A 25,569-nucleotide genomic window follows, 5' to 3' on the forward strand; every position below is an offset into this window, starting at 1 on the left:
GTTTCTTGGTATATTTTTGTATATGGGTTTAAAAACAAGGAAGGATTGATCGAATTGATAGACTTATACATTTTACTTTTTTTAAAAAAAGCACTTCTTGTCTTATTCATTGGGTAAAAAAGTTAAGACTTTGGCAAATCTCTAAAGATAAAGAAAACGGCCATAATTAAACAGATTGAGGCATATGCAAAGTTTTTACTGAGAGGTACTTTCATATAAGTTAGGCAAAAAACTGCAAAAACTGTCATCGTTATGACTTCCTGAATGACTTTAAGCTGTGGAAGAGAGAAGTATTGATGTCCAATTTTGTTACCAGGGACTTGAAAGCAATATTCAAAGAAAGCTATTCCCCAGCTTATTATAATGACAAACCAAAGAGGTTTAGTGGACATATTTTTTAGATGTCCATACCAGGCCATTGTCATAAAGATATTTGATACAAGTAAAAGTCCAATTGGTTTTAACATGATTTTTCCTTTTGGTGGACAATATTCGGACTGCTATTCTAAAATATGTTACATAACTATCTATAGATCCGAAATTAATGCAATATGTGTCCTTCCTGAGACACACCAAAAGAGCTAGCTAGGTTTGACGCACACTCTTACAATTAGCTCTCCACCGATAATTAACAATTTTAAACCTAAAAACGATATTAAAATTGATAAGATCATAAATAATTTCGTGGGACTATAGGTTTGTTCAAGATGGTGCCCTCTCGCGGAATCGAACCACGGACACAAGGATTTTCAGTCCTTTGCTCTACCGACTGAGCTAAGAGGGCATAAACTCTATTTGATTTGTGAGATGTAAATTAATGGTTTAAAGAGTAAACGTCAAATTAAAACTGTAACTTTTTTATTAAATTATATATCCTCATACCTATGACAATTAAATTAAAAAAAATAGATCTCAATTTGCGCACATGGACAACTTCCGCTTTCATTTTTTCCCCTTCAGAGGAAGTTGAACATAAAAAAACTCTTGCAATAATGACACATGGTTATACATCTCATAAGGGGTCTATTCTAAACTGGCCAACAAGACTTGCAGAAGAAGGAATTTCTTCAGTGCTATTTGATTTGCCAGGTCATTATCTTGGCAGTTCAAACGAAGTTGAAGACTTTAGTGAATTTACTGAACATGTTCACAAGTTTTTTAATATTGCTTACAAACGTTTTATTGAGCAATCAAATTCAAATATTACTCAACTTGTTTTATGCGGGCACTCACTTGGCGCTCTTTTGAGTCTAAAGGCACTCCAACTCGAAGAATTTGAGACAATGAACAAATACAGTATTTGTGTTGGACTTGGAAGTGCCCCAGAGAAGGATACGCATATTTTTAATACTTCTTTTTATAAAAGTACTTTGAATATTAGATCTCAACTTGTTTCTCCACAAATTCACCCTGATTTAGTTTTTCCTTGGATAAAAAATGAAAAAGAAAATATTAATCTTTCTAATCAAAAAGTAATTTTGATAACAGGACAAGATGACTTAGTTGTCCCAGAAGATGGAACAGAAAAGTTTGCAAAGATCTTACAAGAACAAGGAAATAGTATACAGGTTCTTCGTCCAAGTAAACTTCCACATCACCAACCTGAACTTGCAAGTGGACACATTAAGTCAGCTGTTATTAAGAATCTAAATTAAGAGCTTTGATATTTTTGAGAATTCCTACTCTTCCCGTTCTTTCAAGAGGGGTATTTTTGAAAATTCTTCTAAATTCTCGATTACTAATGTTTTCCAACCAGTCAATGACATTGGGAATTTCAGGTGTAAGAAGATATTTATGGATATTTTTTGTTTCGTTACTATTACTGAAATCATACATTTCTGAAATATTTTCATTCCTTAGAAGACGTTTATTCCATGGACATACTTCTTGGCAAATATCACATCCAAAAAATGCACCATTAGAATGATTATAACCCTGAGGAGGTTCAACATCTTTAAAAATTTCAATAGTAAAAGTACTGATGCAAATAGAAGAATCGATAGTCCTGGTTAATGGATCAATCGCTAAAGTGGGACAAGCACAGATGCATCTGGTACATTGCCCACAATGATCAGGTTCATTTTTTTGTTCAACTTCAATCTCGATATTAAGAATTATTCCACCTAAAATTTGAAAACTACCTTTCTTTTTTGAAATTAACATCGAATTTTTTCCAAACCAACCTAACCCCGCCTGATATGCAAAATCTCTTTCAAGAACAGGTGATGTATCTAAAGTTAACTTGCATTCAAGTCCACGGATTGACTTTGATAACAATTGCATTATTTCCGTAAGATAACTTTTCACAATTTGATGGTAATCTAGACCTTTGAATCCTAGAGTATATGAAGAAATTTTTAAACCATTTGAATCTTTAGAATGATTAAAATTATTTAATTTATGCTTGTCGATTGAATAATCGAAAGCAAACATTAATACGCTTTTGGCATCAGGAAAGATTTCCTTAAGTGATTTACGTTTATCTTTTCTTTCATCACTCAAATATTTTAATGGGCCATGCTTGTTTTCACTAATCCAATTTTCAAATCTATTATAAGATATTGGAATATGGTTGTTTGCAATTCCCCAATCTGATATGAATTCGTTGGTTTCAATATAAGGTTGTATAATTTGTGCAATTAACTCTTTGTTCATTATGCATAGATAGAACCTTTAATTTTAAAATTCAAGTATATATAAATAAAATAAAATGAATCACAGAAATATTTATGGCCTATCACATTATATCTAGATATAGAGGGTCAATTCACTTAGTATTTTAGAACTTCTAGAGAGGATCAAATGCAAAATATCATTCGAATTTTTCTTATATGTATTGTTCTATTTACAACAAAAAATACTTTTGCTCAGTGGAATGCCAAAGACATTCTTCCTCCAATTACAGTTATCGGAGAGGGGAGTGAGTCCAATGATAGACATTTCAAAAACATATATAAAAAAATGGAAACAACTATAAATCATTGGAAACAAAGAGGTCTGGCCAAACCAGAGAAATTAGAAGGAATTTATGCAATTTCAAGTTATGAAAATATATCCCTTATACAATTTTTACAAATTTTAAATCCTACTATTCCTGATATTAAGGCCCATATTGAAAAACAATATAGTGATCTTGATGAGACTCAGTTAATGGACATTATAAAGCATGTTGTTGCCATTCTTAATAAAAAAAATAAAAAAGGCAAACACAAAAAACATATCCTAGAATTCAGTAAGTTCACTCAGAAAGTTATTGAAAAATATAAAGTAGAAAATGATGTTGATTTACAGAGGATTAAAGATTCAATTTTTGATTTATATGCCATGTTTAGATATGGACATTCAGTGAATAATTTTCATGAGGCCATTCAACAAGATCTCTCAATGAAAGAGATTATTGAAAATAATAAATCAGAGTTTCCTAATTTTGATAATGCCTACTATGGAAAATTTTATAAACTCGACTTATTGGATATTTTATATAAAAAATCTGAAATCATTAATTACACTTCAAAGGACGGTTTTCAATCTCAATCCTTTAGACTTTCTGAAATTGAACCAGAACAAGTTTTCAAAATGAACTCTTTAATGTCTTCTTCACAACTATTATCTCATAGACTAGTTTTACTTCCTCTTAGAACTCAAAAATCTTCCGATGATGATGTGAACTCTTTTTCCGATTACACAATTGCAGATCATGAATTTGCCCACCATCTCAATACAAGTCTTTCTAAAGGAGGGTTATTGAATCATCAGATTGATGAGGTTATGGCCGATTATTTACAGGCAGTTCCACACGGAAACCCCATTGTAGGAAGAGAATTTGCACAAGCTTCAGATTATATCCTTGACCGACTTTCATTTAGTTCTAAAGAAACTCCATTTCAGATCCTCCATAATTACGATAAATTGGCCAGTAAAGGATATTTAAGAAATCTTCAAAAAGAAGTTACATTCAATGATCTAAATCGAAAATTTTTAATGACCAATAACTATGAAGGGGGAGACCCTTTAAGGTACATGCTTTGGGAGTTAAGACACTTTGGTGAACTCAATCAAGAGCAAAAAGATGCTTTTGATGGGATAATTCTAAAAGCAAATACTACATTTTCAAAATTGCCATTAGTAATACCACATTCAACGAGCATAATATTGGCCATTAGAGATTCATTTATTCAATTTAAAATTTATCTTAGAGCTATGGAAATTGAAAAAGAGAGCAAGCTTGTAGATAAAGAGAGAAAAAATTCGAAAGTTCCATTAAGACCAGTAAATTTTGAAACGGCAAAGATTATGGCCATACAAGAATTTGAGAAAAAAGAATCTGATTGGAAGAAAAACAAGAAAAAATATTTTAAGAAGTATAGATTATTTAATCGAAAATCAATAGCCGCTGATTATATTAATTCTGAATATATTAGGGTTCTTTACAGAGAAGCTCAAAAGGCATCTAGACCTGATCTTGCAAAAAAAATAAGAGAATTCTCTGAAATCATTACCAATTCAAAGGCCCTAAAAATTAATTTTTTGGGGGATGAAAATGAACTTATTTTTTCTAGAAGTTTTCTTTCAAGATTAAATCCTCTTACAAGAATTCATTTGAGAAAGACTGTTAAAAAATTAAAAAAATTATCTAAAAAAATTAATGAGTTAAAATTGAAAGATTCACTGTCTTTAAAAGAAAGGGGAAAACTTGAGAAATTATTTAAAATTTATAGTTTAAATTTGTCAAAAATAGGAGAGTTTGAAAGAACAGGAAGCAGTTTTAGTTTGTTCTTTCCTCATGCTTTTTCAAGAGCAATGCTGTTATTAGGAAAAACAACTTCTTTGGCCTTTAAATTGGCCATATTTCCGTTTCAAATGTTAAGATCACATTTTAGTAGAGAATTTATTTGGGATAAGGTTGATAAGGTCGTTAAATATAAGGAAACATCAAAATATTTTATTCCTTTACCCAATGAATATAATCAAGAAGACATCGATCTTAGAATTAAGTTCAATGAAATGGAAAATAAAGCTTCTCGGAAACATGCTATAAATATTCCGAACCTTTTAAAAACAGATTCAACTAAAATTGAACAATTTATTAAAGACAAATCATTAGAGTCTAATATTGGCGAATACACTGCATTTACCCTTTATGGTAAGGCCAGCTCTACCTCACTTTTTCTTATTACTCAAAGAAATACAAATAATGAAATAGATATCTATATAGAACAAGCACAAAATGATATCTGGATGGATGTTGTACTTAACATATTTGCTTTTAATCAAAATAGAAGCTTCATTGTACCAAGACTCAGCAATGAATTGGCCCATATCACAAATGCATTTAAAGTTGATCATCGTAAAAAGACTAAAACTGAACGTATCGTTAGTTTCTGTCAGATGATTTTGATGGGTAGACGCTCCATTTAAGCGGAATACTTGACTTGATTGTGCTTGGACAATACTCTTTATAAAATATTTGTTTCTGTATTTTATTTCAATTTTTTGTATTTTAAATCTCTGTCTTATTGATAAAATATCTCTATATTATTTAAATAATGAGGAAAATAATGGCAAAAGCAAACAGAGATAACGAATTGAGAATAGTCAGAATTTTAAATTCTCCAATTGATTTAGTATGGAATGCATATACTCAGGTAGAACATCAAAAACATTGGTGGGGTCCAAGAGGATTTATTATTTCAACGAAAAGTAAGGATCTTAGCCCTGGTGGACAGTGGATCTATACAATGCATGGCCCTGATGGGGTAGATTATCCAAATATTGCAACTTACCATGTTGTCGAAAAAAACTCTAAACTTATTTATGATCATGGAGCGACAGAAAATACACCACCATTATTTCGAGTTGAAGTAACCTTTGAGGAAGTTCAAAAGAAAACAGTGATGGATATGACTATGAGATTTGAAACACCTGAAATGAGAAAGGAAATTGAAATATTCATAAAACAAGCAAATGGTGATTCAACTTGGGATAGATTGGGAGAATATTTAGAATTTATTCAAAATAAAAAAGATATTTTTATTATTAATCGATGTTTTGAAACCAATTTATCTGAAATGTTTAATCTTTGGGCCAATCCAGAGAATTTTTCTAGGTGGATGGGCCCCACAGGAAGTCAATTAGATTTTTTATCAGTGAATGTAAAAGTAGATGGAACTTCTCATTATATGATGACAAGTGATACAGGCGAAATAATGTATGGACTTATTGAGTATAAAGAAATAGATGACTCCCATAAATTAGTCTATTTACAAAGTTTTTGTGACGAGAATAAAAATATTTGTAAACCTCCTTTTGCTCCCATCTGGCCAGATAAAATGAAGACAACAGTATTTTTCACAGATGAGGGGGATGGAAATATTAGAATTACTCTTGAGTGGGAAATTGAAGGTGAAGCAACAGAAGAAGAACGTAAAGTATTTAATGCAGCTAAACCAGGAATGACTGTCGGGTGGAATGGTAGTTTTGATAAATTAGAGAGTTGTTTAAAGAACTGAAATATTTTAGATTTTTAACTAGATATTATTTTTTACAATTTGCATAGGTTAAGAAAATTGAAAGAAAAACTTAATCCCTTTATACGTATTGCTATACCAGGAGAAGAGGCCTCAATCCATAATGCTCATATGAAATCAATTAGAGAAATATGTGTACTCGATCACGGTGAACATGAGGTTAAAGGATGGGGTAATAGGGCCTTAGGAGATCGCTGGATTAATGAAATTGAGAAAGGAGAAGTTTTTATTGTTGAATTCCAAAAAGAAATTCACGGACTCGGCCATATAAAACTGATCGAAGATGAAAGTACAAGATATGGTTTTATACAAGCACTTTATTTCACTTCAGAAGTAATTGGACTTGGACTTGGAAAAAAGATGGTTGATACACTCATCCTAAAAGCTCAAACATGGAATGTCTCAGATATTAAACTAGAGTCAACTATCACGGCACATGGTTTTTATAAAAAAATTGGTTTTCATGATGATGGTAATGTCAAAAAGGTTGAAGTTGGTGGAAGTTTTGTCACTTGTTTTCCTATGGTTCTTCACCTCAATGGAAATAAGAAAACAATTTAGATTTATCCATTTAATGCTTCTTTATAAGCCAGAAGGGCCCTTTGATACGCATATTGATGATCTATCATTTTTTCAGGATATTTACTCGTTCCAAATTCTGGAATCCACTTTTTTACGTAGTCAAAATTCTTGTCAAATTTTTTTAGTTGGATTTCAGGATTGAATATTCTGAAATAAGGAGCGGCGTCACATCCAGTACCCGCAACCCATTGCCAATTTCCATTATTTGCACTTAAATCAAAATCTAAAAGCTTTTCAGCAAAATATTTTTCACCCCATCTCCAATCAATTAAGAGGTGTTTTACGAGAAAACTAGCGGTAAGCATTCTAACTCTGTTGTGCATAAATCCAGTTTGATTCAATTCTCTCATTCCTGCATCAACTAGTGGATACCCAGTTTTACCTTCACGCCATTTTTTGAATTGTGATTTATCATTGATCCATTGTATGTTTGAGTATTTTTCTTTAAATGGCCCTTTTACTACATTGGGATAGTGAAAGAGTATCTGCATAAAAAATTCTCGCCAAATAAGTTCATTTAACCAAGTTTTGTTAATTTCTAGACCAACCTGAGCACATTTTCTCACACTCACTGTACCAAAACGTAGATGAAGACTTAGGTGACTTGTTGCATTTAGTGCGGGTAAATCTCGTTTGAGATCATATTCTTTTATTATTTTGGTTTTTATTGATTTGACTAGATCAAATGGTTCACATTTCTCAAAACCAATAGAATTTAAAGATGGAAAAGAAGTTGAGCTTAATTGTGCAAAATTTTTGAATAATGGCCTATTTATAATGCTGGCAATAGCTTTAGGTGTTAGTAATTCATACCATTTATTTTTATAGGGAGTGTAGACCGTATACGGAGTTCCATTTTTTTTAAGGATTTCATCTTTTGCAAAAATACATTGGTCCTTAAATGAATGAAATACTACATCCATTTTTCCCAATAATTGTTCAATTTCATTATCTCTTTTAATGGCATCAGGTTCGTAGTCTTCATTTGTAAATACATTTGTTACATTATATTTTTCTAATATCTTTTTCCATGCATCAATTGGAGAATCATGAAACACAATTAAATCACTACCAAGCATATTTAGGTCTTTTTTAAGGACAAGAAGTGTATCATGAATAAATTGTACTCTCAGATCTTTTTTACTATGAAGTTTCTCAAGAATATGTTTGTCAAAAATAAAAACAGGAACAACTGGAAATTCTGATTTTAAGGCATAATGTAGCCCTATATTATCTTCGATTCTAAGATCTCTTCTAAACCAAAAAATTGTGTATTTTTGTTTCATATTTGCTCACATTTTTGAAGGTAGTCTTTTAGTCAATTATTTGAAATATCTATATTTAACTAATACACTTTATTCTTACGTTAACAAAATATATTTCAATTTTTAATATAGTCAATAATTAGATAAATTTAAGACACTGATGTTTCTATAACTTATAATGAAGATAATAAAAATAGAGGGGTAAGTAATGCATAAAAAAATTTGGGGAATTTTTGTTATCACATTAAGTTTGTTGGCCACTATTTTTTTGATATTTAATCAAAAAAATTTCAGTTACCTTGATTTAAAAGAAGGAAAAGTCATTGAAGCTGTTTATGGCCTTGGACAAGTAAAATCAGATCAAATCTTTGAAGTGAAAATTGGAATACTTACCAACGTATTGGATCTTTTTGTTAAAGAGGGCCAATTTATAGAGAAGGGGAGCAATATCATCTCTTTCGAAGGTGGAAGTACATTTCAGGCCCCTTTTGAAGGGACCATTACTTACGTGGGACTACAGAAAGGTGAAATTGCAACACCTCAAATACCTATCATTCGATTAGAGAATTTAAATCAAAAATATATAGAGGTTTCTTTGGAGCAAGAAGCAGCACTAAAAGTCAGAAAAGGTCAAAAGGCAAAAGTACTCTTTGAAAGTTTGAGAAAAGATGAATTTGAAGGGAATGTAAGCACAATATTTCCTAAAAATGGAGAATTTGTTGCACATATCACTATCAAAAATTTAACTGATAATATTCTACCAGGCATGACCGCTGACATAGTCATTCAAGTTGGTGAAAAAGACAAGGCGCTACTCATTCCAATCAAGGCCATCTCTGCAGGTAGGGTTACTAGACTGAGAGATACTAAAAAATCCAAAATAGATGTTAAAATTGGCCATTCCGATGGTTTGTGGGGAGAGCTACTAGAAGGAGACTTAAAGTTAGGTGATCAGTTGGTTCTAAAAGGTAGAAACTAATGCTTTACTTATCTTTTAAACAATTATTTTCAAAGAAAAAACAAACTTTTTTTATTATTCTAGGTATAGGTTTTGGAGCGATGCTATTTATTGCAATATCTGGAGTAATGCTTGGCCTAAGAAGTTATATTGTAAGTGCGCTTTTGAATAATACTGCTCATATTTTAATTTCAGGATCAGAAAGGCAGATTGATTCAGAAGATATAAAAGAGAGATTTTTCGGAGATGATCTCGTTCATTGGGTAAGTTCTCCTTATGGCAAAAGAGGAGAAGCAAAACTTGAAAACTATCAAGGATGGGCCGAAAGACTGAATAATCACAACGATGTTTTTGCCTTTTCTCCAAGACTAACAATTAATTCAATGTTCTCAAAAAGAAAAATCCGAACGAATGTTTCTCTAACCGGCGTGATTCCACATCGTCAAATGAGTGTAAGTAATATAGAAGATTACATGGTTGAAGGGCACTTTGAAGATTTATCAAAAGGTGGTAATAAAATTATTATTGGAGAAAAAGTCGGTCAAGATTTAGGGGTCAAAGTTGGACAAACCCTTGGAGTATTGTCTCGAATGAATGAAGTTACAATGTTTAAAATTGTAGGTGTTTTTCGATTTGGTGATGAGAGAATTGATGGTTCTTTAGCTTTTGCTTTATTAACAGAAGTTCAAAAACTAAATAAAACACCAGGAAGAGTATCTGAAATTGCAGTCGCACTCAATGATATGGAGAAATCGGAATCCTTGGCATCATTTTGGTCTCTATACAGTTCAGACAAAATCCAAGGGTGGAAAAACGCCAATAAAATGTTTATGGAAGTTATAAAAATGCAAGACGTTGTGAGATATTTTATTATGTTTTCAGTCTTAGTGGTTGCAGCTTTTGGGGTCTATAATGTTTTGTCTATTATGATAAATCAGAAACGTAAAGAAATTGCTATTTTGCGCTCAATTGGTTATTCGCCGAGTGAAATACTTCATTTAATTTTATATCAAGGTATTTTTTTAGGACTTTGCGGAGGGCTCCTAGGATTAGCCTTTGGCGTAACTCTCGTTACAGTTGTTAGTAAGATTGATATCGGTTTACAAATTGGAAAATCAAATCACCTAATTGTTAGTTATGATCATTCAATTTATGTCACTGCATTTATTGCTGCTGTCATTGCATCTATTTTTGCAAGTATTGTTCCAGCGTTGTCCGCGAGCAAAATGACGCCTATAGATATTATCAGGGGAGAGTAATGATAAAGTGTGATAATTTAATAAAAGAATTTGGTACTCCTCCACAACAAATCTTAAAAGGAATTTCACTTGAAATTAATGATGGTGAATTTGTATCGATTACAGGAAAGTCGGGAAGTGGAAAAAGTACATTACTCTACATTATTAGCTCCCTCGATTTGCCAAGTTCTGGAAGTGTATTTTTAGATGGAGAGAAGACTCAAAATATGAGCGTTGAGAGGATTCATTCTTTTAGAAACTCTCATGTTGGATTTATATTTCAGTTTCATTACTTATTGCCAGAACTTTCATCTTTAGAGAATATACTCTTGGCACCAAGAAAATTAGGAATTCAAAAGAAATTCATTCCAAAAGCAAATGAACTCTTAGAAACTATGGGAATTGAATATGTTGCTCATAAACTACCTTCTCAGATGTCTGGAGGAGAACAGCAAAGAGTTGCTATTGCGAGGGCATTAATTATGAATCCTAGATATATTTTCGCAGATGAACCTACTGGAAATTTAGATAGTGTTAGTGGAAATATAGTCATGGACATACTTAAAAAAACGAATAAAGAAAATGGGACAACAATTTGTATGGTCACACATGATCAAGAATTTGCATCAATGGCCAACCGTGAAATTTATTTGATTGATGGACAAGTAGCTAGAAGTTAAAAAAATAAGTGTAGTTATGATTAGATGTAACTTTACAATTTAAAAGGCGCAATTTTTGAAAAAAATATTTTTGTTTTTAGTTTTTTTTCCTCAATATGTTTTTGCCACAAAATCATGTGCACCTTCTCCATGTATTCAAAATGGTAAATTTAATTCTAGTAAATGTGCTCTCATTTCAAAATGGGTTGCAGTTGGTGAAATTAAAAATATTAAACATAATAAAAAAGGGTTCCCCGAAAATACTGACTTTGCAGAGTTCGATTTTCAAATTGAATTAACTGAAAAAGGTAAAATAGAAGGGACAAATACTTTAAAATTTAAAATCGGTTGGTGTAAAAACGTAGGGCCAATTCCTCGAGAGGTTGAAGGGAGATTATTTAGATTCTATGGAAAAGACGAAACTGAATATTTTTATTTTCAAGAGTTTAAAATATAGTTGGCCAAATAAAAATGAAGTTTTATAAACCTGAAGAATATCAATTAAAGGTCGAAAAATTATATCATTTAGTTTCAAATGATCTGAGAAAAATATTGCCTAAAGCTCGAATTGAGCATATTGGGTCTTCATCTATTCCAGGTTCAGTTTCTAAGGGAGATTTAGATATATTTGTCGGTGTTGAATGTGATGAAATCGATAATGCTTTAAGTATACTGCAGAAACATAGTTACTTTTTAAAAGAAGGTTCATTTGAATGTGAACATCTTAAAATGTTAATAACCGATAAATATAATCATGATGTGGCCCTGCAGTTGGTCGTAAATGGCAGCGAATATGAATTTTTTATTCATTTTCGTGAAATTCTAAGAAGTTCTCCAAATCTCATTGGAGAATACAATGCTTTGAAACTCAGTTGTGCTGGTATGGATGAAAATAAATATCGAAAATTGAAATCGGATTGGATAGAAAAAGTGTTATCTAATAATTAGATTAAAAAATATTCAAATGAACCTTTGATAAACTCCTTTCATTTTAATAGAATATACTAGCTCTTTCTCATTAATTTTTTGGGCAATGATATGAAATGTTTAATAATTCTCTTTTTTATATTATCAACAAACGCTTTGGCCAAAACTATACTTTTTTTAGGAGACTCATTAACAGCTGGTTATGGTATAGATCAAGAAAACTCATACCCATATCTATTAGAAACCTTACTCAAAAAAGAGGGGATCTCAATTGAACTCATCAATGCAAGTGAAAGTGGTGCAACTACAAGTGTTGGTCTGTCTAGATTTAGATGGGTATTAAAGCGAAGAATTGATATTCTCGTGCTAGCACTCGGTGGAAATGATGGTCTAAGAGGGATTGACGTAAATGCAACAAAAGAAAACTTGCAAAAAATAATGACACTTGCAAAAAAAAATAATGTAAGTGTTTTACTTGCAGGCATGATGGCACCTAAAAACATGGGGACTTTATTCACAGAAAAATTTGATAATCTTTTCAAAGATCTTGGAAAAAATAATGAAATATTTTTTATGCCCTTTCTTCTCAAAGATGTTGCCGGTTTGAAAAAAATGAATATTGGCGATGGAATTCACCCTAATGAAACTGGCCATCAAATAATTGCAAAAAATATGTACCCAATATTAAAAAAGGCAATACAAGGTAAATAATGATAGAAGTTATTAATCTGAAAAAATCCTTCCAAGGCCCTCATGGAAAAATTGAAATTTTAAAATCAATAGATCTAAAAGTTAATAAAGGTGAAGTTATTTCAATTCTTGGAAAATCTGGCGTAGGTAAAAGTACTTTGCTTTCACTCTTATGCGGATTGGAATTACCTGATTCAGGAAAAATTATTCTTAATTCTCAAGAATTTAGTTCTTTAAACGATTCTGCTAGAGCTGCATTAAGGTCTGACTACATAGGGTATATATTTCAGAACTATCATTTAGTTTCTAATTTGACAGCTATTGAAAATATTGAAGTTGTCCTAGATATTCAAAAAAGAAAGAATACTAAACAGGAGGCCATCAAATGGCTGAAATATGTAGGACTTGAGGATAGAGCAGATCATTTTCCGTCAACTTTAAGTGGGGGGGAGTCTCAAAGAGTTGCAATAGCTCGAGCTTTGTCTACTAGACCAAAAATTATTTTAGCAGATGAGCCCAGTGGTAGTTTAGATGAGGAAACTGGTGAAATGATTAATGATTTACTATTTAAAATCGTAAAAGAATTTGAAACGTCTATGATTATTGTTACTCACAACCAGGATTTGGCCAGAAGAACTTTTAAAACTTATCAACTCCAACATGGCTCTTTATTAGAATTATGATTTTAAAATTGAAATATGCATGGAAGTTTTTTAGAAACGGTAGAAGATATACATTTCTAATACTTTTTAATTTTACGATCGCTTTATCAGGTCTAATTAGTGTACTTCTTCTTACAGAATCAATGAGAGAATCATTAAATAATCAATCAAGAAATCTTGTCGGTGCAGATATTGTTATTCAAACAAGGCAGGATCTTGAAGATAAAAAAATTTCCGAAGTGGTCAATTTAATAGGTGGAGAAAAAAATATCTCAAAGGTCTATAGTCTATATTCCATGTTATCAGATGGCAATTCATTGCGCTTAATTGAAATCAAAGGTGTGGATAATAAATATCCTTTTTATGGAGAAGTTCAAACTCAATTTGGTTCTCTTGATCTGAAAAATAAGAAAATAGTGGTCTATCCAGAATTAATTGATCAAATTCAAGAAGGAGTACACAGCGTTCAAATAGGTGAGAAAAAATTTGAAATTGAGCAGGTTGCTAAGAACGATACTTTACAAGGTGGAATTACCACAAGTATGGCCCCACGAGTATACATGTCTCATGAAACTTTAAAGCTAACTGAGCTAATGAAACCTGGAAGTACTTTGTTTTATCAGTATCTTATTAAAGATGAAAGGAACGACACTCAACTCATAAAAAAATTAAAAAAATTAATTAATGATCCTGAAATTCGAATATTAAGTGCTACTGAATCATCTGAACAAATTCATCGGATGACTTCATACCTCTTTGATTTTTTGGGAATTGTTGCTCTTATAGGATTATTGTTGGGTGTAATTTGTATATTTTATCTCATAAAAAGTTATATCTCTCATATTCGAAAGGACTTATCTATTCTGAGTTTTATCACCGGAAAAAATAAAATTATCGGGCAAATTATCCAGTTACAAATGAATTTGAATTTAGCATTTTCACTTATATTATCCCTTTGTATCTCTTTTGCCTTCTCATATTGGATCAAAAATCTATTACAAGAATACTTAAAATTTCAAATTGAAATAATTTTTGATTACAGACTTGTCATAACAATATTTACATTTATTCTATTGTTATCTGTGTTAGTCTTAAGACCTATTGTTTATCATCAATTAAATTTGTCTTTTGGAAGTATTTTAAGAAGTAATAATTTTTTTCAGATAAATAAAAGTAAAAGACTCCTGATCGATTTGATAATCTTTATTATCTTTTTTTATTTCATCACCATTATTATATCGAATTCTTTTTTTATAGGAACAATTTTTGTTATTTCATTGATAATAATTTTGGGAATCTGTTCAATCAGTGTTTCAGGCCTGCTTAAATTTATGGCATCTAGGTCTTCTTTATCAAATAATTTTAATTATTTCATAAAGAACCTTTCAAGAGAAAGGTCTGGCCCCATCATTTTAGTATGCACATTTGTTCCAATATTATCTTTTTTAATCATGATATCTCAGCTGGAAGATTCAGTATCAAATGAATTAAAAAATGATCAATCAAAACAACAAGTTATTTTTTTATTTGATGTACAAGAATATCAACTTAATTTATTACAAGAAACAGTAAAAGATGAGGGAGGTGAAGTTTTGCTGATATCACCACTTGTAAGATCTAGACTGACTTCTATTAATAACAATAAACTAAAGAGAGCAGATGAGGATCAATTCTCAAGAGAATCTCAAAGATCGGCCAGATTTAGAAATAGAGGCATAAATCTAAGTTTTAGAGATCATTTGATTGCTGATGAAAAAATTGTGGAAGGGATGTCACTAGAAAAATTTAAAAAAAATCATCCCAATATAAATGGGATTTCTATAGAAAAAAGATATGCTCAAAGAATGCAAATCAAGATTGGGGACGTTTTAGAGTTTGATGTTCTTGGAATTAAAATTAAGGGAACTGTTGCAAATATTCGAAGTGTAAAATGGACAACTTTTAATCCAAACTTTTTTATTTTATTTTCCTCTGGTCTTTTAGAAGATGCTCCTAAGACTTATCTCACTTCCATAAACTCAAAAAATGTCAAAAAGAAAATAATGAATTCAGTATTTAGCAAATTTCCAAATATTTCCATGATTGATGTTGAAAGATTAATAAAAAAAATATACATCATCATTGATCTGATTAATAAGTCAATGTATTCAATGTCAGTTTATATAGTGATACTTGGATTATTTATATTCTTCTCACTTTCAAAAGTTCAATTTGAAGAAAGATCTAAAAATTTTATTCTTCTCAAACTTCTAGGGGCACCCTATAGTTATATATTGAAAAATTCAACTTATGAAATATCTATACTTATGGTTCTTGTTTTATTGTTTTCTTTAATATTTGGCACAATCTTATCATTTATTGTTCAAACAGTTGTATTTGATTTGGAATTCATTTTTGAACTTAAAAAAATAATATTTTTCATTTTACCTTCATTTCTGACAATTTTATTTTTTCAAGTATATACTTATTTAAGAATCAAAAAATCATATTCTCAACTTAGAGAAATGCAAATTAGTGAGTTTTAATAATTTTTTCTAGCTCATAAAAATAGCGTAAAAGTTTCTCTGAAGGATATTTTGATTTTAATACTGAAATGATTTGAGAAATTTTTGAATTATCAAAATGTTGACGATACATACCCATAACTAATTTATGTGCTAAATTGAAACATATACAATAAGGAGGGAGATTATCTAAAGTCTCTTCATGATGTTTTTCTACAATATTTATAACTTCACTAGAAATATTTGGATTCGCCCTCAGAACAGAGGCCATCTGTCTAGGATGTACTCTTAATAGTCTTTCTTGTAATTGATTGAGATCTTGTTCAAGTTCAATATCTTTTAACTGAATGGCCTCTACATTCAAATCATGAAAAAAAGATGCCATGCAAATTTTTTCTTCTATTTGAACATTGTGCCAGTCCATACCTCTTGCAATTTGTGTGGCCAGGGCGCATGTCAAATAACTATGTTCATACTGAAATTGATCGTCCGATTGAGTAATTTCACTAACTAACTTGCTTAGGGATTTATCATTTTTCAAAAAATTTTCTACTTTGTCTGCAAGATCGTTAACTTTACTCAGGACTTCTTCTGAAACACCAATTTCTTGTAAAATCCCTCCAAGAATTTCACGAGCAAAAATTTTATCGAGATCCTTATTGGTGAGACTAGAGAGTTCAATATGAAATTTTTCTTTTGCAGATTGAGTTATATAAAAATCATAAACTTTTCTCCTTATATACTTTTCAACAAATTCCTTCTCGATCCTATCGCCGGCCGCTAAGATCTTGACGTAATTTGTTTGAGAAAGTTGGACAAATATATCACATGGTGAATCCAGGAATTTCAAAAAAAGAATGGCCTTATATGGATAGAACAGAATTTTACTCATGTCACATTCTATCATATTTAAATTAAAGAGGGAGAGTGTAGTGGAAATTTTCATAAAAATTATTCTGATCCATATTGCCGCAGTGAGTTCCCCTGGACCTGATTTTGCACTTGTTGTAAACTACTCTCTCAAAAAAGGAATGAAGAGTGCCATGATTGTTTCTTGTGGAATTGGTACAGGTCTTATCTTCCATATAACCTATTCTCTTTTTGGACTTGGTATTCTTATTGAAAAATATCCTCTTATAAATTCAATGTTTAAATATTTAGGTTGTTTATATATTATCTATATTGGATTTATGATCACTTTTAGCTCTTGGAAAACGAGAGGAAAAATTGTTTTAGAAAGTAAAAAGTATGAAATAAACTCACCTTTTCTTGTTGGATTGTGGACAAACATACTCAATTTTAAAGCTTCACTATATTTCGTAAGTATTTTCTCGCCAATACTCGTAGTTGATACAGTAAAATTAACAGAGAAGTATATTTTATCCTTTTTGATTATATTGATTACAATTTTATGGTTTTGGTTAATTTCATTTATTTTTTCTCGTAATTTTGCTCGTAAGCAATACGAAAAAAGGGCGTATCTCATAGATTGCGCCCTTGGTACAATGATGGTGATGATTGGAGTTTCACTATTAGTGGGCCAATACAGCTCCTAAAATAATTCCTCCTAAAAATCCAAGTCCTACTTGCAACGAATTGTTGCTTTCATGATGGTGTGAATAATAATTGTGGTATTGAATATAATTGTTTCTAAAACGTGAGTAAAAAACAGGTGCTCCATAAAATCTTTGATGAAAACTATTAAAGTGATTAGCTCTCATACTATTAAAACCATTTGAAATTTGGATATTAACCTTATTAAATGTCACTGTTTGTCCAGTAGTATACTTTAGTACAAGCTGATTATTTGTAACAGATAGAATATTAAAACTATCAAATGGTCTGACATCTCCATTAAAACCGAATCCATTTCGAGAAAACGAAGTTGTTTCTAGAATATCTCCATTAACTCTATATTCAATTTTTGCAATTTCTCGGTAAAAGTTCTGATATCTTCCTACAACTCTACCTGAGCCATCTTCAGAGAATTCAAAAATCATTCCAACTTGAGATTTAGAAAAGTCAGTATTTAAACTCATATTATCACATAAATAATATAATCTGTTATACCCACAACCATCATTGAAATGATTTCTCTCAAAACTTATATTTGTGACTTGCCACTGTCCAATCATTTGATCTCTATATTGAGTAACGGGATCAGCTTGCTGGTGTGTGTCAGTTGAATTATTATCACTTCCACAGGCAGTTAAAATAACAAACAAAGCGTAGATTAAATTTAATTTTTTCATAAACAACCTCTCTTTTACTTTTAAATAGGCTTTCTTGATTATTTTATTACAGATTAAGTTAAGATTACGGGCCCTTGAAAAGGTTACATACGTGTGTTAAAAGTTTTGCCACCTTCAACTTGCCGAAGACCCACAAAGCTATGTAGAATAAGGAGTCACTATTAGGATAAACTGGTTACCAGGAAGGTTGACTTATGATTTTCCACGAATTTAAATCACAAATGAAAACACTTATTGTACTATTTTCCATTCTGACTCCTTTGTTTGATGCATTTTCAAGTAATCCTCCCACTTGGTTCGTATTAAATCCCCAAACAGGAGCAGTCGTTGCTGGAAAATCTCATAGGCCTCCTCAAGTATCTGAAAATGAGGTTATCATAAGTAAGCAGGATAGAGATATCTATAACAGGTACGTAAAAGACGTTTTTCTACCAAAATTTCAAAGTGTTGACGATCAAACGGCCTCAAAGCTTTTGGCAAAAAGATATGGAATAGGAGTTGAAAAACTTTATCAAATATCCAAAAAGGTTGAAATGCTTAACTATGCGATTAAAAAAGGAAAAGTTACAACCTCACAGTGATTAAATCTTCTGATTTTCCGAGAAAAAATTAAGAGGCTGTCTAACATCAACTTGACCACCGCCCTTGGGTTTAGGGAACTGAATAACACCCAAAACTTGTTTCATACAATTTGTACCTCGTTTGGTGAATCTTGACCTTTTTGCCAAGACTTGAGATTTGGTAACTTTACCATCGTGCCCAATAGTGAATTGCAGATCAATAATACCTTTTACTTGTTCGTTAACTTGCAGTTCCTTTTGATAACAATGTCTAAATTGGGGGAGATATTCTTGTAGTATTTTTCTTAAAACTTCAGGGTCAATGGATCCAAGAACAACAGTTTCTGGTTCCACATAGGCCGTATCAACTCCTTTTTTAGACGATAGACCATAAGTTCCATATGACTTGTTTTTGAATCCATCACGATCGGAGCCTAAGTTTCCGATTTTAGTAGTGGATTGAGTTTTAATTTCAGAGGATTTATTGAGTGAATTTGTTAAACCAGTATTTACAGCAAGTTGGGCATCGGCCTTATTGACTGTGACTTTTTTAGGTGTATTCGTGTTATTTGTAATCGCACTTAGTGAGTTTTCGAATTTGAAATTATAGGCCTTTATTTTAGGTTTCTTTGGTCTTTGCTCTTTCTTTTCTTCAGTTTTTTTAACTTCTGCCACCTTCTCTAACTTCTTGTTCTGCGGTACTTTTTTTTCTTTTTTAGGCTCCGGTTTTGGTTCTCCTTCTTTTGCTTTTGCCACTTCTTTTTCTGGCTGTTTTTCTTCTTTTTGACCAGGCGGTTTATCATCTGATATTTTCTCAGATGTGGGTTGTTCGGAAGGTATAGGTGCCTTGACAACTTTTTTATAGATGACAGGAGTTTCTTCTACATCTTCTTCTTTGAGAGTTGTTACATCTACAAGCAAAAGCGATAAAACACAGGCAAATAAAAGTCCAGTGACTTTGAATAAATGCATCTGAAACTTTCTGTCTCGGCCAAAAAATGGTGCAAATTTCAAAGCTGGTGGTTTGGGAACGATCTTTATAAGTAACTGAACAGAATTATATGTGAAAAGAAGATTTTCTCCTTCTTCTAATGAATGTACAGAATCATCGCTAAATATTGGATTTTGAATATTTGCCAAATTATAGGCCTTAAACTGATCAATCTTATGGATGGTGATATTACCATTTTTGATGGAAATAAAAGGAAATAATGTATCCTCAAAGATTTCAAGTCGAATATTATTTCTTTTTTTACTATCTCCTAGAGTATATGTTCTGTTTTTTAAAGGTAAATATCTGGTGCTAATTATATTCCCATTTGATAATGTTGTTACTTCAATACTGTCCCCTGAACTATCTTTTTGTATACCGAGATCATTTTCTGGAGCGACTTCTGTATCGATAAAGTCTGAATAATCATATTTATATTCATAGACAGGAATATCTAAGCGTTCAAGCTCAGGCTCATCAAATTTGATATCGCAGTACTCACCATCAATAATTGAAAGACCTTCAACTGGTCTTTTTTCTACAAAATGTTCTCTAAAAGTAGTTACATCTATAATTGAGGTTTCCTGATTAACGTCTTCAATGTCATCTTCAATATGTGTTTCTTCAATATAAAAATCAACACTTCCAAAACGTATAACATCACCTAGAGAAAAAAATATTTCTTCCTTTTTATCTCCATTGATGAATGTACCATTAATAGTATCCAGGTCGATTATTTTCCCAGAGTCCGGGCCCGCTAAATTGATAATGGCGTGATAATAAGAGACAGATGGGTCATTAATTAAAATATCGCAATTAGGCGCTCTTCCTACAATAAGTTGTGACTGATCAAGATTGCGTTGATACAGGACCTCTCCCTCTTTGTAGGCCGTAATTTTTAAGTAATTCATTTCCTGCGCAGTCGAAAACATTTTATTCACCACTTAAGCAATTACTTTTCAAGCTCTTTTAGCTTTTTGGCAACGAGCTCATTTAATTGTTTTGCCATAGTGTTTATATCGGAATTATTTGAATTTTCTTTATTACTTAATACTTCATTTGAAAATTGATATTGACCATCCTTGTAGAGAGCAAATGCATAATATGTTGCAATGTCGGCCCGTTTCACAAATTCTGAATCAATTTTTGTAAAATAAGTTAACGCTTCCTTTGGTTTGTTGTCTAAAACATAGGCAGTACCAATTGCAGCGAGCACATCGATATCCTCAGGAGCACTACTTAACAAACTATTTAAATAATTAATAGATGACTGATAATGTCCGAATTCAAGTTGTAACTGTGCAAGATTAAAAACAGGAGTTTTTAAATGTTTTGCAGTATTAATTGCTTTTTTGAAATGTAAATTTGCCTTGGCCCATTGTGAGTTGGACAAATATATAACTCCTAAATTATTTAAAGCTGTTGCTTTCGTAAGTTGAGTGCTTTTTTTAGAATTTAGTGATAGACCGTAATAAAACTTGGATTTAATGATATCTCCCTTATAGTAATAACAACTCGCAAGAGCATTCCAATATTCGGCCGATTCATTTTCTGGATTATAAAATTGCATGAGATCTTTGAGACCTTCCTTCACATCACCAGAATAGCACTGTGAAATAGATTTTACATATAAACTTTTCTCCAAATTTAAAATTCTACCTTTACTATATCGTATTAAAGATTCATGAGCGAGGACGTCTTTTCTCTCATCATTGATTTCAGTGAATAGGGTTTTTTGAGCACAAGAAGATAAGAATATCATTATAATTGTGAAAACTTTCATTTATTCGCTCCCACAAGATCTATCGTTCCTGTCTTGAGAGACGCAGGATATCGATGGTTGATTTTTTTGATTAATTGGTTTTTTTGTAAAATGGTGTGATTAATTGCCATGATATCTGTATCTTTTAGAATACTTTCTGAAATAGTATTAAATGATTTGATCTCTTTATCCAAATTATGTATTACTTGTTTCATTGCTCCTTTAAAACCTGTAATATACTCTTTTGGCATTTTGGGAGGAGTGAAATTTTCGATTTGTTTTTTTAGCTCTTCATAAAAAGATATCAAAATTTCATAGGAACGAAGAATTTGCTCTGGATCACCACTACTAATAAAACGGTTTGAGGTATTTGAAATATCTTTTAATAGCTGAAATTTTTCTTCTAGAGATTTATTGTAGTGATTTTCATCAAAATCTTTGTTTGACGGTAACGAATATAATTTAAAGTTTAACTGTTTTGGAATATTCTCAGAAAAATTTTCAAAATCTTTATATGTTAAATACTGATTAATACTTTTATTCTCGATATTAAAATGAGATTGTACAAGAGAATCAAGTAACTTTTGGATTTTTTTCTTTTTTGATTCTTCCCCGTTATATTTATTAATTTTATAGATTTCAAAATAGGTAACAAAATATTCTGTATTATATTGTTGAAAACGTGATTTGAAATGATCATATAATTTAATCATATTATCTGAATCTAAACCATCAGCGTAATGCAAAAGTGTTTTATGATAGAGATCACTGATTAGTGTATTTGGTAGACTACATTTATCAAGAAATTTGAAACTATTAAAAATTTCATTATGGTCACTTATAACCAAATTTAGAGAGTGGTATCTTTCAAAAATTTCATTTTTTAGATCGTATTTTTCATTACAGTATCTTTCTAGTAGAAACTTAGTGAGTTTAATTGAATTTTCAAAATCTTGTAGTTTGAAATATCTAATAGACATACTATTTAAATCACTTCTGATTTCATTTACCTCTTTAGATGAAAAATAACTTAGGGCAGTTTTTAACCAGCTCGATGATTTGCTCGTTTCATTTATTTTTAAATAGAGTATTGAAGAGTTATAAGCAGCTTTTGCTTTAACTGATTTAGGATATCTTTCATCGTCAAAGATTTTTTTATAACCAACAATCGCTTCGCTATTTTTACCATTTTTAGATAGTTTATCGAAATCTTCAAAAAGTAAATTCGCTAAAATAACTTCTGCTTTATCAATATAACTTTTCTCGAAACTTAAATAGCCAGATCTCATTTGTTTGATCCAGTAATTTACCCTTGGAGTATTTTTTTCTTTAATTCTTATATCAATAACACTTGTGAGCATCTTTCGTTGTAAATTTACACTTTCTTTATAATGTTGATTGAATTTTTTAATCACTTCAACTGCTTCAACATATTTTTTATTCGTAAAATAAAGGGCATATAAATTTTCAAATATTTTTGAACTATTTTGATCTTGAGGCCAATAGGTAATAAATTTATTGTAGGCATATTCTAACTCGTAATCACGTGATTTTTTAGTCAATTCAACTTTTTCTAACGAACTTAAAATAGCATCAATGTTCTTTCTACTTTTATCATCTTTTACTACTTGTTTTAAGTTATTCTTGCTATTTTTTTCTATTGTCTCAAACGATTTTTTATAATAAATAATTGCATCTTTGTATTTAGATAATGAGAAGAATGTCTCTCCTTGCAGGTATTCGTAATTTGATCTATCTTTTGGATCTAATCCTATAAGTATATTAAAATAACTTATGACTCGTTTAAGTAATTTAGGATCAAAGTCTTTTATTTTTATTTTCCCATTTCTGGTTAATGTTAACTGATGAAGGCCAACAATTTCTTTAATTTTTTCTATCGCATCGAGTGTTTGAGAATCGTTAAGTTGCTTACTTCTTTTCATTTTAAGAAGTTTGATAGAAGTATTGTAAAAGTTACTGAATTTTTTGAACTGTTTATAAACATTTAAATATTCAAGCTGATAATTCCCAATTGATTCTTTTTGTTTGTAACGAATAGACTTTTTCAATCCAGAATTTAAAACTAAAAGTGTTTCTTTATAATCTCCATTTTCAGTTGTAGATTTAGACATTTTGATTAAATATTCAGAAGGATCATTTACATTTTTTAAATAAAAGAGAACACCTTCAGGTATTTTACCTGCGTGAATATGAAATAAACCAACAGAATTAAATATTTGTTCAGACATATCAATATACTTTTTTGTTAAACTCTCTGTATATGAAAGTTTTAAAAGCTCTATTGCCTTTGTGTGTTTTTTTATTTTAAAATAGCACCAGGCGTTATTAAAAAGGTGCTTGGTATACCACTCATCCCCAGGCCTTTTTAAAGCGTAATTATAATACTTGATCGCCTTTTCATATTGTTTTTCATTGTAGTAATGATCTCCTAAAGACGTCCACGCATTGTACTGTGTACCTTTTGATATTGACTGCTCGGCCAGGGCCCTTAATAAATATTTTTCCGTTTGGTTATTGTCTCCATAATCTCTCGAATTTAGAGCAAGCGTGTAGTAAACATCTGGTCTAGATCTAAAGTGGGGATATTTTGATAAAATATTTATACCAAAACGTTCTACTTTGATATTTAATTTTTTAGATTCTCTAAAAAAGTAATCCCTTCCAAATTGCTCTCTTTTTTTTGGAGATGATGAAAGATATGAATTGTTTTCTTTTGTCTTGATAAGTCCAATTTTCTCTGTGTAAAGTTCTAATAATCGGTATTCAAGTTGTGCACTTTTCTTTTTCACTTTTTCAATAAGTAGAATCTCTCTGTTTACTGCCTTCATGAGCTTATGCCATCGATTCTGTTGAAATTTATCAACAGAATCTTCTGCACTCGCTATGAGTGAAAAATCTAAAAATAAAAGGAGAATAAAAAAACGCATTAATTGTAATCTCCTTGAACAATAAATTTAAATTTAGGATAACCAGCAATAGCAGCAGTATGCATTACTTGTTGCATCACTTCGTATGGTAGAGTTTCATCAAGGACAATGTTTATTTTTTCAGTTAACTTCTTATCTCTATTAACGGTATTTGCGGGGGCCCTTTTATACATCTCAAGTTCTTCCGTTTCTTGTTGTTTCAAATCTTGTAATTTTTTTAAAAGAGTCGGAATTTCATTTGATCCAGTTGTAATATTTCCTATGTTTTTATTATTTACCCATATTTCTTTATTCTTATTGACTTGGACAATTACTCCAAATGATCCCATGACTCTCGTATTTGAAAGAGGTAGCTCAATATGTTCTTGAAGGTCGATTGATAAATCAGAAGCATTATAACTTCTTAGAAGAAAAACAAGTAGAATAACTAATATATCCAATAAAGAAGTTATATCTATATCGACATTTTTTTCATTTTTTGAATGTCTTTTATTAAACCTACTTCTCATAAATCCTACATAATTGTTTCAAATGTTATATTGTCAAATAACTTTCTTGTAGTTTTAACAACTCCATTCACTGATTGCCCCGTAAGTGGAGGATGTGACTGATCAACTTTTCTAACTGCATCCATCACTTGAATTATTGTTTTATAACTTATATTTTGTTGTGGTCTAAAGATGGCCGTTTTCTCATCAATATTTTTTACTTTTAACTCTATGAGTGTTCTATTGAGTAAATCCAAATCATAGGCCTTACCATCAAAGGGAATACTTTTTTGTATATCTCCATCTAGTCCTGTTTTGACTAGAATTTCTTGTTTTGATATTTCAACGACTAAATTTAATGGTGGTTTTTGATCCTTAAGATCATTTTCTTCTACCTCACTAACTACTGGAGCAGCACTTTCAAGTTCAAAAATATCTACAAACTGAGCAGACATTAAAAGAAAGAAAATAAATATAAATACTGCATCCATAATTGGAATTAAATTTAGTTTTTCTACTTGATTTCTTTTCTTTCTTGTTTTCATAAAATTATCCT

24 protein-coding genes and 1 tRNA gene are annotated in these 25,569 nt (G+C 30.9%); 14 read left to right on the forward strand and 11 right to left on the reverse strand.

The features are described 5' to 3' along the window. Positions 1–122: 122 nt before the first annotated feature. Both H6622_11870 and H6622_11875 read right to left on the reverse strand, forming a co-directional pair. Entirely contained in the window at positions 123–467 is a 345-nt protein-coding gene (locus tag H6622_11870; GenBank protein MCB9062208.1) for a DMT family protein, read from the reverse strand. Between the two features lie 241 nt (positions 468–708). Then, positions 709–784, reverse strand: a tRNA-Phe gene (locus H6622_11875). A gap of 100 nt (positions 785–884) precedes the next feature. On the opposite strand from H6622_11875, the gene H6622_11880 reads away from it, so the two are divergent. Then, positions 885–1,655, forward strand: a complete 771-nt coding sequence (locus H6622_11880) for an alpha/beta fold hydrolase (GenBank protein ID MCB9062209.1) — start codon at positions 885–887, stop codon at positions 1,653–1,655. Here the strand turns inward: H6622_11880 and queG are convergent. After that, positions 1,639–2,655, reverse strand: a complete 1,017-nt coding sequence (queG, locus tag H6622_11885) for a tRNA epoxyqueuosine(34) reductase QueG (GenBank protein MCB9062210.1) — start codon at positions 2,653–2,655, stop codon at positions 1,639–1,641. The two genes, H6622_11880 and queG, sit on opposite strands and share 17 nt — an antisense overlap. Positions 2,656–2,802: 147 nt before the next feature. Here queG and H6622_11890 point away from each other — a divergent pair, with 147 nt between their 5' ends. The 3 genes from H6622_11890 to H6622_11900 all read left to right on the forward strand — a co-directional run bounded on the left by H6622_11890 (position 2,803) and on the right by H6622_11900 (position 7,088). Then, on the forward strand, positions 2,803–5,418 hold the full coding sequence (locus H6622_11890) for a hypothetical protein (GenBank protein ID MCB9062211.1): 2,616 nt from the start codon (positions 2,803–2,805) through the stop codon (positions 5,416–5,418). Positions 5,419–5,558: 140 nt separating this feature from the next. Beyond that, on the forward strand, positions 5,559–6,509 hold the full coding sequence (locus tag H6622_11895; GenBank protein MCB9062212.1) for an SRPBCC domain-containing protein: 951 nt from the start codon (positions 5,559–5,561) through the stop codon (positions 6,507–6,509). 57 nt (positions 6,510–6,566) lie between these two features. After that, the gene (locus H6622_11900; protein MCB9062213.1) at positions 6,567–7,088 is read left to right on the forward strand and encodes a GNAT family N-acetyltransferase; all 522 of its coding nucleotides are present in this window, start codon (positions 6,567–6,569) and stop codon (positions 7,086–7,088) included. Positions 7,089–7,090: 2 nt separating this feature from the next. Here H6622_11900 and H6622_11905 read toward each other — a convergent pair whose 3' ends face one another. Continuing rightward, positions 7,091–8,395: a deoxyribodipyrimidine photo-lyase gene (locus H6622_11905; GenBank protein ID MCB9062214.1), complete on the reverse strand. Its 1,305-nt coding sequence runs from the start codon at positions 8,393–8,395 to the stop codon at positions 7,091–7,093. A gap of 187 nt (positions 8,396–8,582) precedes the next feature. Here H6622_11905 and H6622_11910 point away from each other — a divergent pair, with 187 nt between their 5' ends. From H6622_11910 to H6622_11945, 8 genes are all read left to right on the forward strand, one after another. After that, the gene (locus tag H6622_11910) at positions 8,583–9,353 is read left to right on the forward strand and encodes an efflux RND transporter periplasmic adaptor subunit (GenBank protein MCB9062215.1); all 771 of its coding nucleotides are present in this window, start codon (positions 8,583–8,585) and stop codon (positions 9,351–9,353) included. After that, positions 9,353–10,591 carry an ABC transporter permease gene (locus H6622_11915; protein ID MCB9062216.1) on the forward strand — a complete coding sequence of 413 codons (1,239 nt, stop codon included), beginning with the start codon at positions 9,353–9,355 and terminating at the stop codon, positions 10,589–10,591. Before H6622_11910 ends, H6622_11915 begins: the two co-directional genes overlap by 1 nt. Then, positions 10,591–11,250 (forward strand): ABC transporter ATP-binding protein, encoded by a 660-nt coding sequence (locus H6622_11920; GenBank protein ID MCB9062217.1) that lies wholly within the window; start codon positions 10,591–10,593, stop codon positions 11,248–11,250. Before H6622_11915 ends, H6622_11920 begins: the two co-directional genes overlap by 1 nt. Before the next feature lie 55 nt (positions 11,251–11,305). Further along, positions 11,306–11,686 (forward strand): hypothetical protein, encoded by a 381-nt coding sequence (locus H6622_11925; protein MCB9062218.1) that lies wholly within the window; start codon positions 11,306–11,308, stop codon positions 11,684–11,686. Between the two features lie 14 nt (positions 11,687–11,700). Beyond that, a complete protein-coding gene (locus H6622_11930) occupies positions 11,701–12,177 on the forward strand; it encodes a GrpB family protein (GenBank protein MCB9062219.1) in 477 nt (158 codons plus the stop codon). 90 nt (positions 12,178–12,267) lie between these two features. After that, positions 12,268–12,867 carry an arylesterase gene (locus tag H6622_11935; protein MCB9062220.1) on the forward strand — a complete coding sequence of 200 codons (600 nt, stop codon included), beginning with the start codon at positions 12,268–12,270 and terminating at the stop codon, positions 12,865–12,867. After that, positions 12,867–13,529: an ABC transporter ATP-binding protein gene (locus tag H6622_11940; protein MCB9062221.1), complete on the forward strand. Its 663-nt coding sequence runs from the start codon at positions 12,867–12,869 to the stop codon at positions 13,527–13,529. Before H6622_11935 ends, H6622_11940 begins: the two co-directional genes overlap by 1 nt. Next, positions 13,526–16,033 carry a hypothetical protein gene (locus H6622_11945; protein ID MCB9062222.1) on the forward strand — a complete coding sequence of 836 codons (2,508 nt, stop codon included), beginning with the start codon at positions 13,526–13,528 and terminating at the stop codon, positions 16,031–16,033. Before H6622_11940 ends, H6622_11945 begins: the two co-directional genes overlap by 4 nt. Here the strand turns inward: H6622_11945 and H6622_11950 are convergent. Continuing rightward, a complete protein-coding gene (locus tag H6622_11950) occupies positions 16,020–16,904 on the reverse strand; it encodes a hypothetical protein (protein MCB9062223.1) in 885 nt (294 codons plus the stop codon). The genes H6622_11945 and H6622_11950 overlap by 14 nt on opposite strands. 40 nt (positions 16,905–16,944) lie before the next feature. Here H6622_11950 and H6622_11955 point away from each other — a divergent pair, with 40 nt between their 5' ends. Beyond that, entirely contained in the window at positions 16,945–17,568 is a 624-nt protein-coding gene (locus H6622_11955; protein MCB9062224.1) for a LysE family transporter, read from the forward strand. Here H6622_11955 and H6622_11960 read toward each other — a convergent pair. Further along, positions 17,545–18,264, reverse strand: coding sequence for a hypothetical protein (locus H6622_11960; GenBank protein ID MCB9062225.1), 720 nt, complete (start codon positions 18,262–18,264; stop codon positions 17,545–17,547). The two genes, H6622_11955 and H6622_11960, sit on opposite strands and share 24 nt — an antisense overlap. A gap of 194 nt (positions 18,265–18,458) precedes the next feature. Between H6622_11960 and H6622_11965 the strand changes: the two genes are divergently transcribed. Further along, entirely contained in the window at positions 18,459–18,845 is a 387-nt protein-coding gene (locus H6622_11965) for a hypothetical protein (GenBank protein MCB9062226.1), read from the forward strand. Here the strand turns inward: H6622_11965 and H6622_11970 are convergent, their stop codons facing one another. From H6622_11970 to H6622_11990, 5 genes are read right to left on the reverse strand one after another with little or no spacing between them, the layout of a single operon-like run. Further along, positions 18,846–20,747, reverse strand: a complete 1,902-nt coding sequence (locus H6622_11970; GenBank protein MCB9062227.1) for an FHA domain-containing protein — start codon at positions 20,745–20,747, stop codon at positions 18,846–18,848. A gap of 20 nt (positions 20,748–20,767) precedes the next feature. Continuing rightward, entirely contained in the window at positions 20,768–21,598 is an 831-nt protein-coding gene (locus H6622_11975; GenBank protein MCB9062228.1) for a hypothetical protein, read from the reverse strand. After that, positions 21,595–24,525: a tetratricopeptide repeat protein gene (locus tag H6622_11980; protein ID MCB9062229.1), complete on the reverse strand. Its 2,931-nt coding sequence runs from the start codon at positions 24,523–24,525 to the stop codon at positions 21,595–21,597. The genes H6622_11975 and H6622_11980 overlap by 4 nt, the downstream gene beginning before the upstream one ends. Next, positions 24,525–25,034: a biopolymer transporter ExbD gene (locus H6622_11985; protein MCB9062230.1), complete on the reverse strand. Its 510-nt coding sequence runs from the start codon at positions 25,032–25,034 to the stop codon at positions 24,525–24,527. The genes H6622_11980 and H6622_11985 overlap by 1 nt, the downstream gene beginning before the upstream one ends. Before the next feature lie 5 nt (positions 25,035–25,039). After that, complete coding sequence (locus tag H6622_11990; protein ID MCB9062231.1) at positions 25,040–25,558, reverse strand: biopolymer transporter ExbD; 519 nt, start codon at positions 25,556–25,558, stop codon at positions 25,040–25,042. Between the last annotated feature and the right edge of the window lie 11 nt (positions 25,559–25,569).

Source organism: Halobacteriovoraceae bacterium, assembly GCA_020635115.1.
GTDB lineage: Bacteria > Bdellovibrionota > Bacteriovoracia > Bacteriovoracales > Bacteriovoracaceae > JACKAK01.

Coding starts and splice junctions, on each gene's coding strand:
- H6622_11975 (MCB9062228.1), bottom strand. CDS start 21,598: ATGAAAGTTTTCACAATTATAATGATATTCTTATCTTCTTGTGCTCAA.
- H6622_11915 (MCB9062216.1), top strand. CDS start 9,353: ATGCTTTACTTATCTTTTAAACAATTATTTTCAAAGAAAAAACAAACT.
- H6622_11970 (MCB9062227.1), bottom strand. CDS start 20,747: ATGTTTTCGACTGCGCAGGAAATGAATTACTTAAAAATTACGGCCTAC.
- H6622_11960 (MCB9062225.1), bottom strand. CDS start 18,264: ATGAAAAAATTAAATTTAATCTACGCTTTGTTTGTTATTTTAACTGCC.
- H6622_11950 (MCB9062223.1), bottom strand. CDS start 16,904: ATGAGTAAAATTCTGTTCTATCCATATAAGGCCATTCTTTTTTTGAAA.
- H6622_11910 (MCB9062215.1), top strand. CDS start 8,583: ATGCATAAAAAAATTTGGGGAATTTTTGTTATCACATTAAGTTTGTTG.
- queG (MCB9062210.1), bottom strand. CDS start 2,655: ATGAACAAAGAGTTAATTGCACAAATTATACAACCTTATATTGAAACC.
- H6622_11930 (MCB9062219.1), top strand. CDS start 11,701: ATGAAGTTTTATAAACCTGAAGAATATCAATTAAAGGTCGAAAAATTA.
- H6622_11890 (MCB9062211.1), top strand. CDS start 2,803: ATGCAAAATATCATTCGAATTTTTCTTATATGTATTGTTCTATTTACA.
- H6622_11985 (MCB9062230.1), bottom strand. CDS start 25,034: ATGAGAAGTAGGTTTAATAAAAGACATTCAAAAAATGAAAAAAATGTC.
- H6622_11935 (MCB9062220.1), top strand. CDS start 12,268: ATGAAATGTTTAATAATTCTCTTTTTTATATTATCAACAAACGCTTTG.
- H6622_11965 (MCB9062226.1), top strand. CDS start 18,459: ATGATTTTCCACGAATTTAAATCACAAATGAAAACACTTATTGTACTA.
- H6622_11905 (MCB9062214.1), bottom strand. CDS start 8,395: ATGAAACAAAAATACACAATTTTTTGGTTTAGAAGAGATCTTAGAATC.
- H6622_11895 (MCB9062212.1), top strand. CDS start 5,559: ATGGCAAAAGCAAACAGAGATAACGAATTGAGAATAGTCAGAATTTTA.
- H6622_11945 (MCB9062222.1), top strand. CDS start 13,526: ATGATTTTAAAATTGAAATATGCATGGAAGTTTTTTAGAAACGGTAGA.
- H6622_11980 (MCB9062229.1), bottom strand. CDS start 24,525: ATGCGTTTTTTTATTCTCCTTTTATTTTTAGATTTTTCACTCATAGCG.
- H6622_11920 (MCB9062217.1), top strand. CDS start 10,591: ATGATAAAGTGTGATAATTTAATAAAAGAATTTGGTACTCCTCCACAA.
- H6622_11880 (MCB9062209.1), top strand. CDS start 885: ATGACAATTAAATTAAAAAAAATAGATCTCAATTTGCGCACATGGACA.
- H6622_11940 (MCB9062221.1), top strand. CDS start 12,867: ATGATAGAAGTTATTAATCTGAAAAAATCCTTCCAAGGCCCTCATGGA.
- H6622_11990 (MCB9062231.1), bottom strand. CDS start 25,558: ATGAAAACAAGAAAGAAAAGAAATCAAGTAGAAAAACTAAATTTAATT.
- H6622_11870 (MCB9062208.1), bottom strand. CDS start 467: ATGTTAAAACCAATTGGACTTTTACTTGTATCAAATATCTTTATGACA.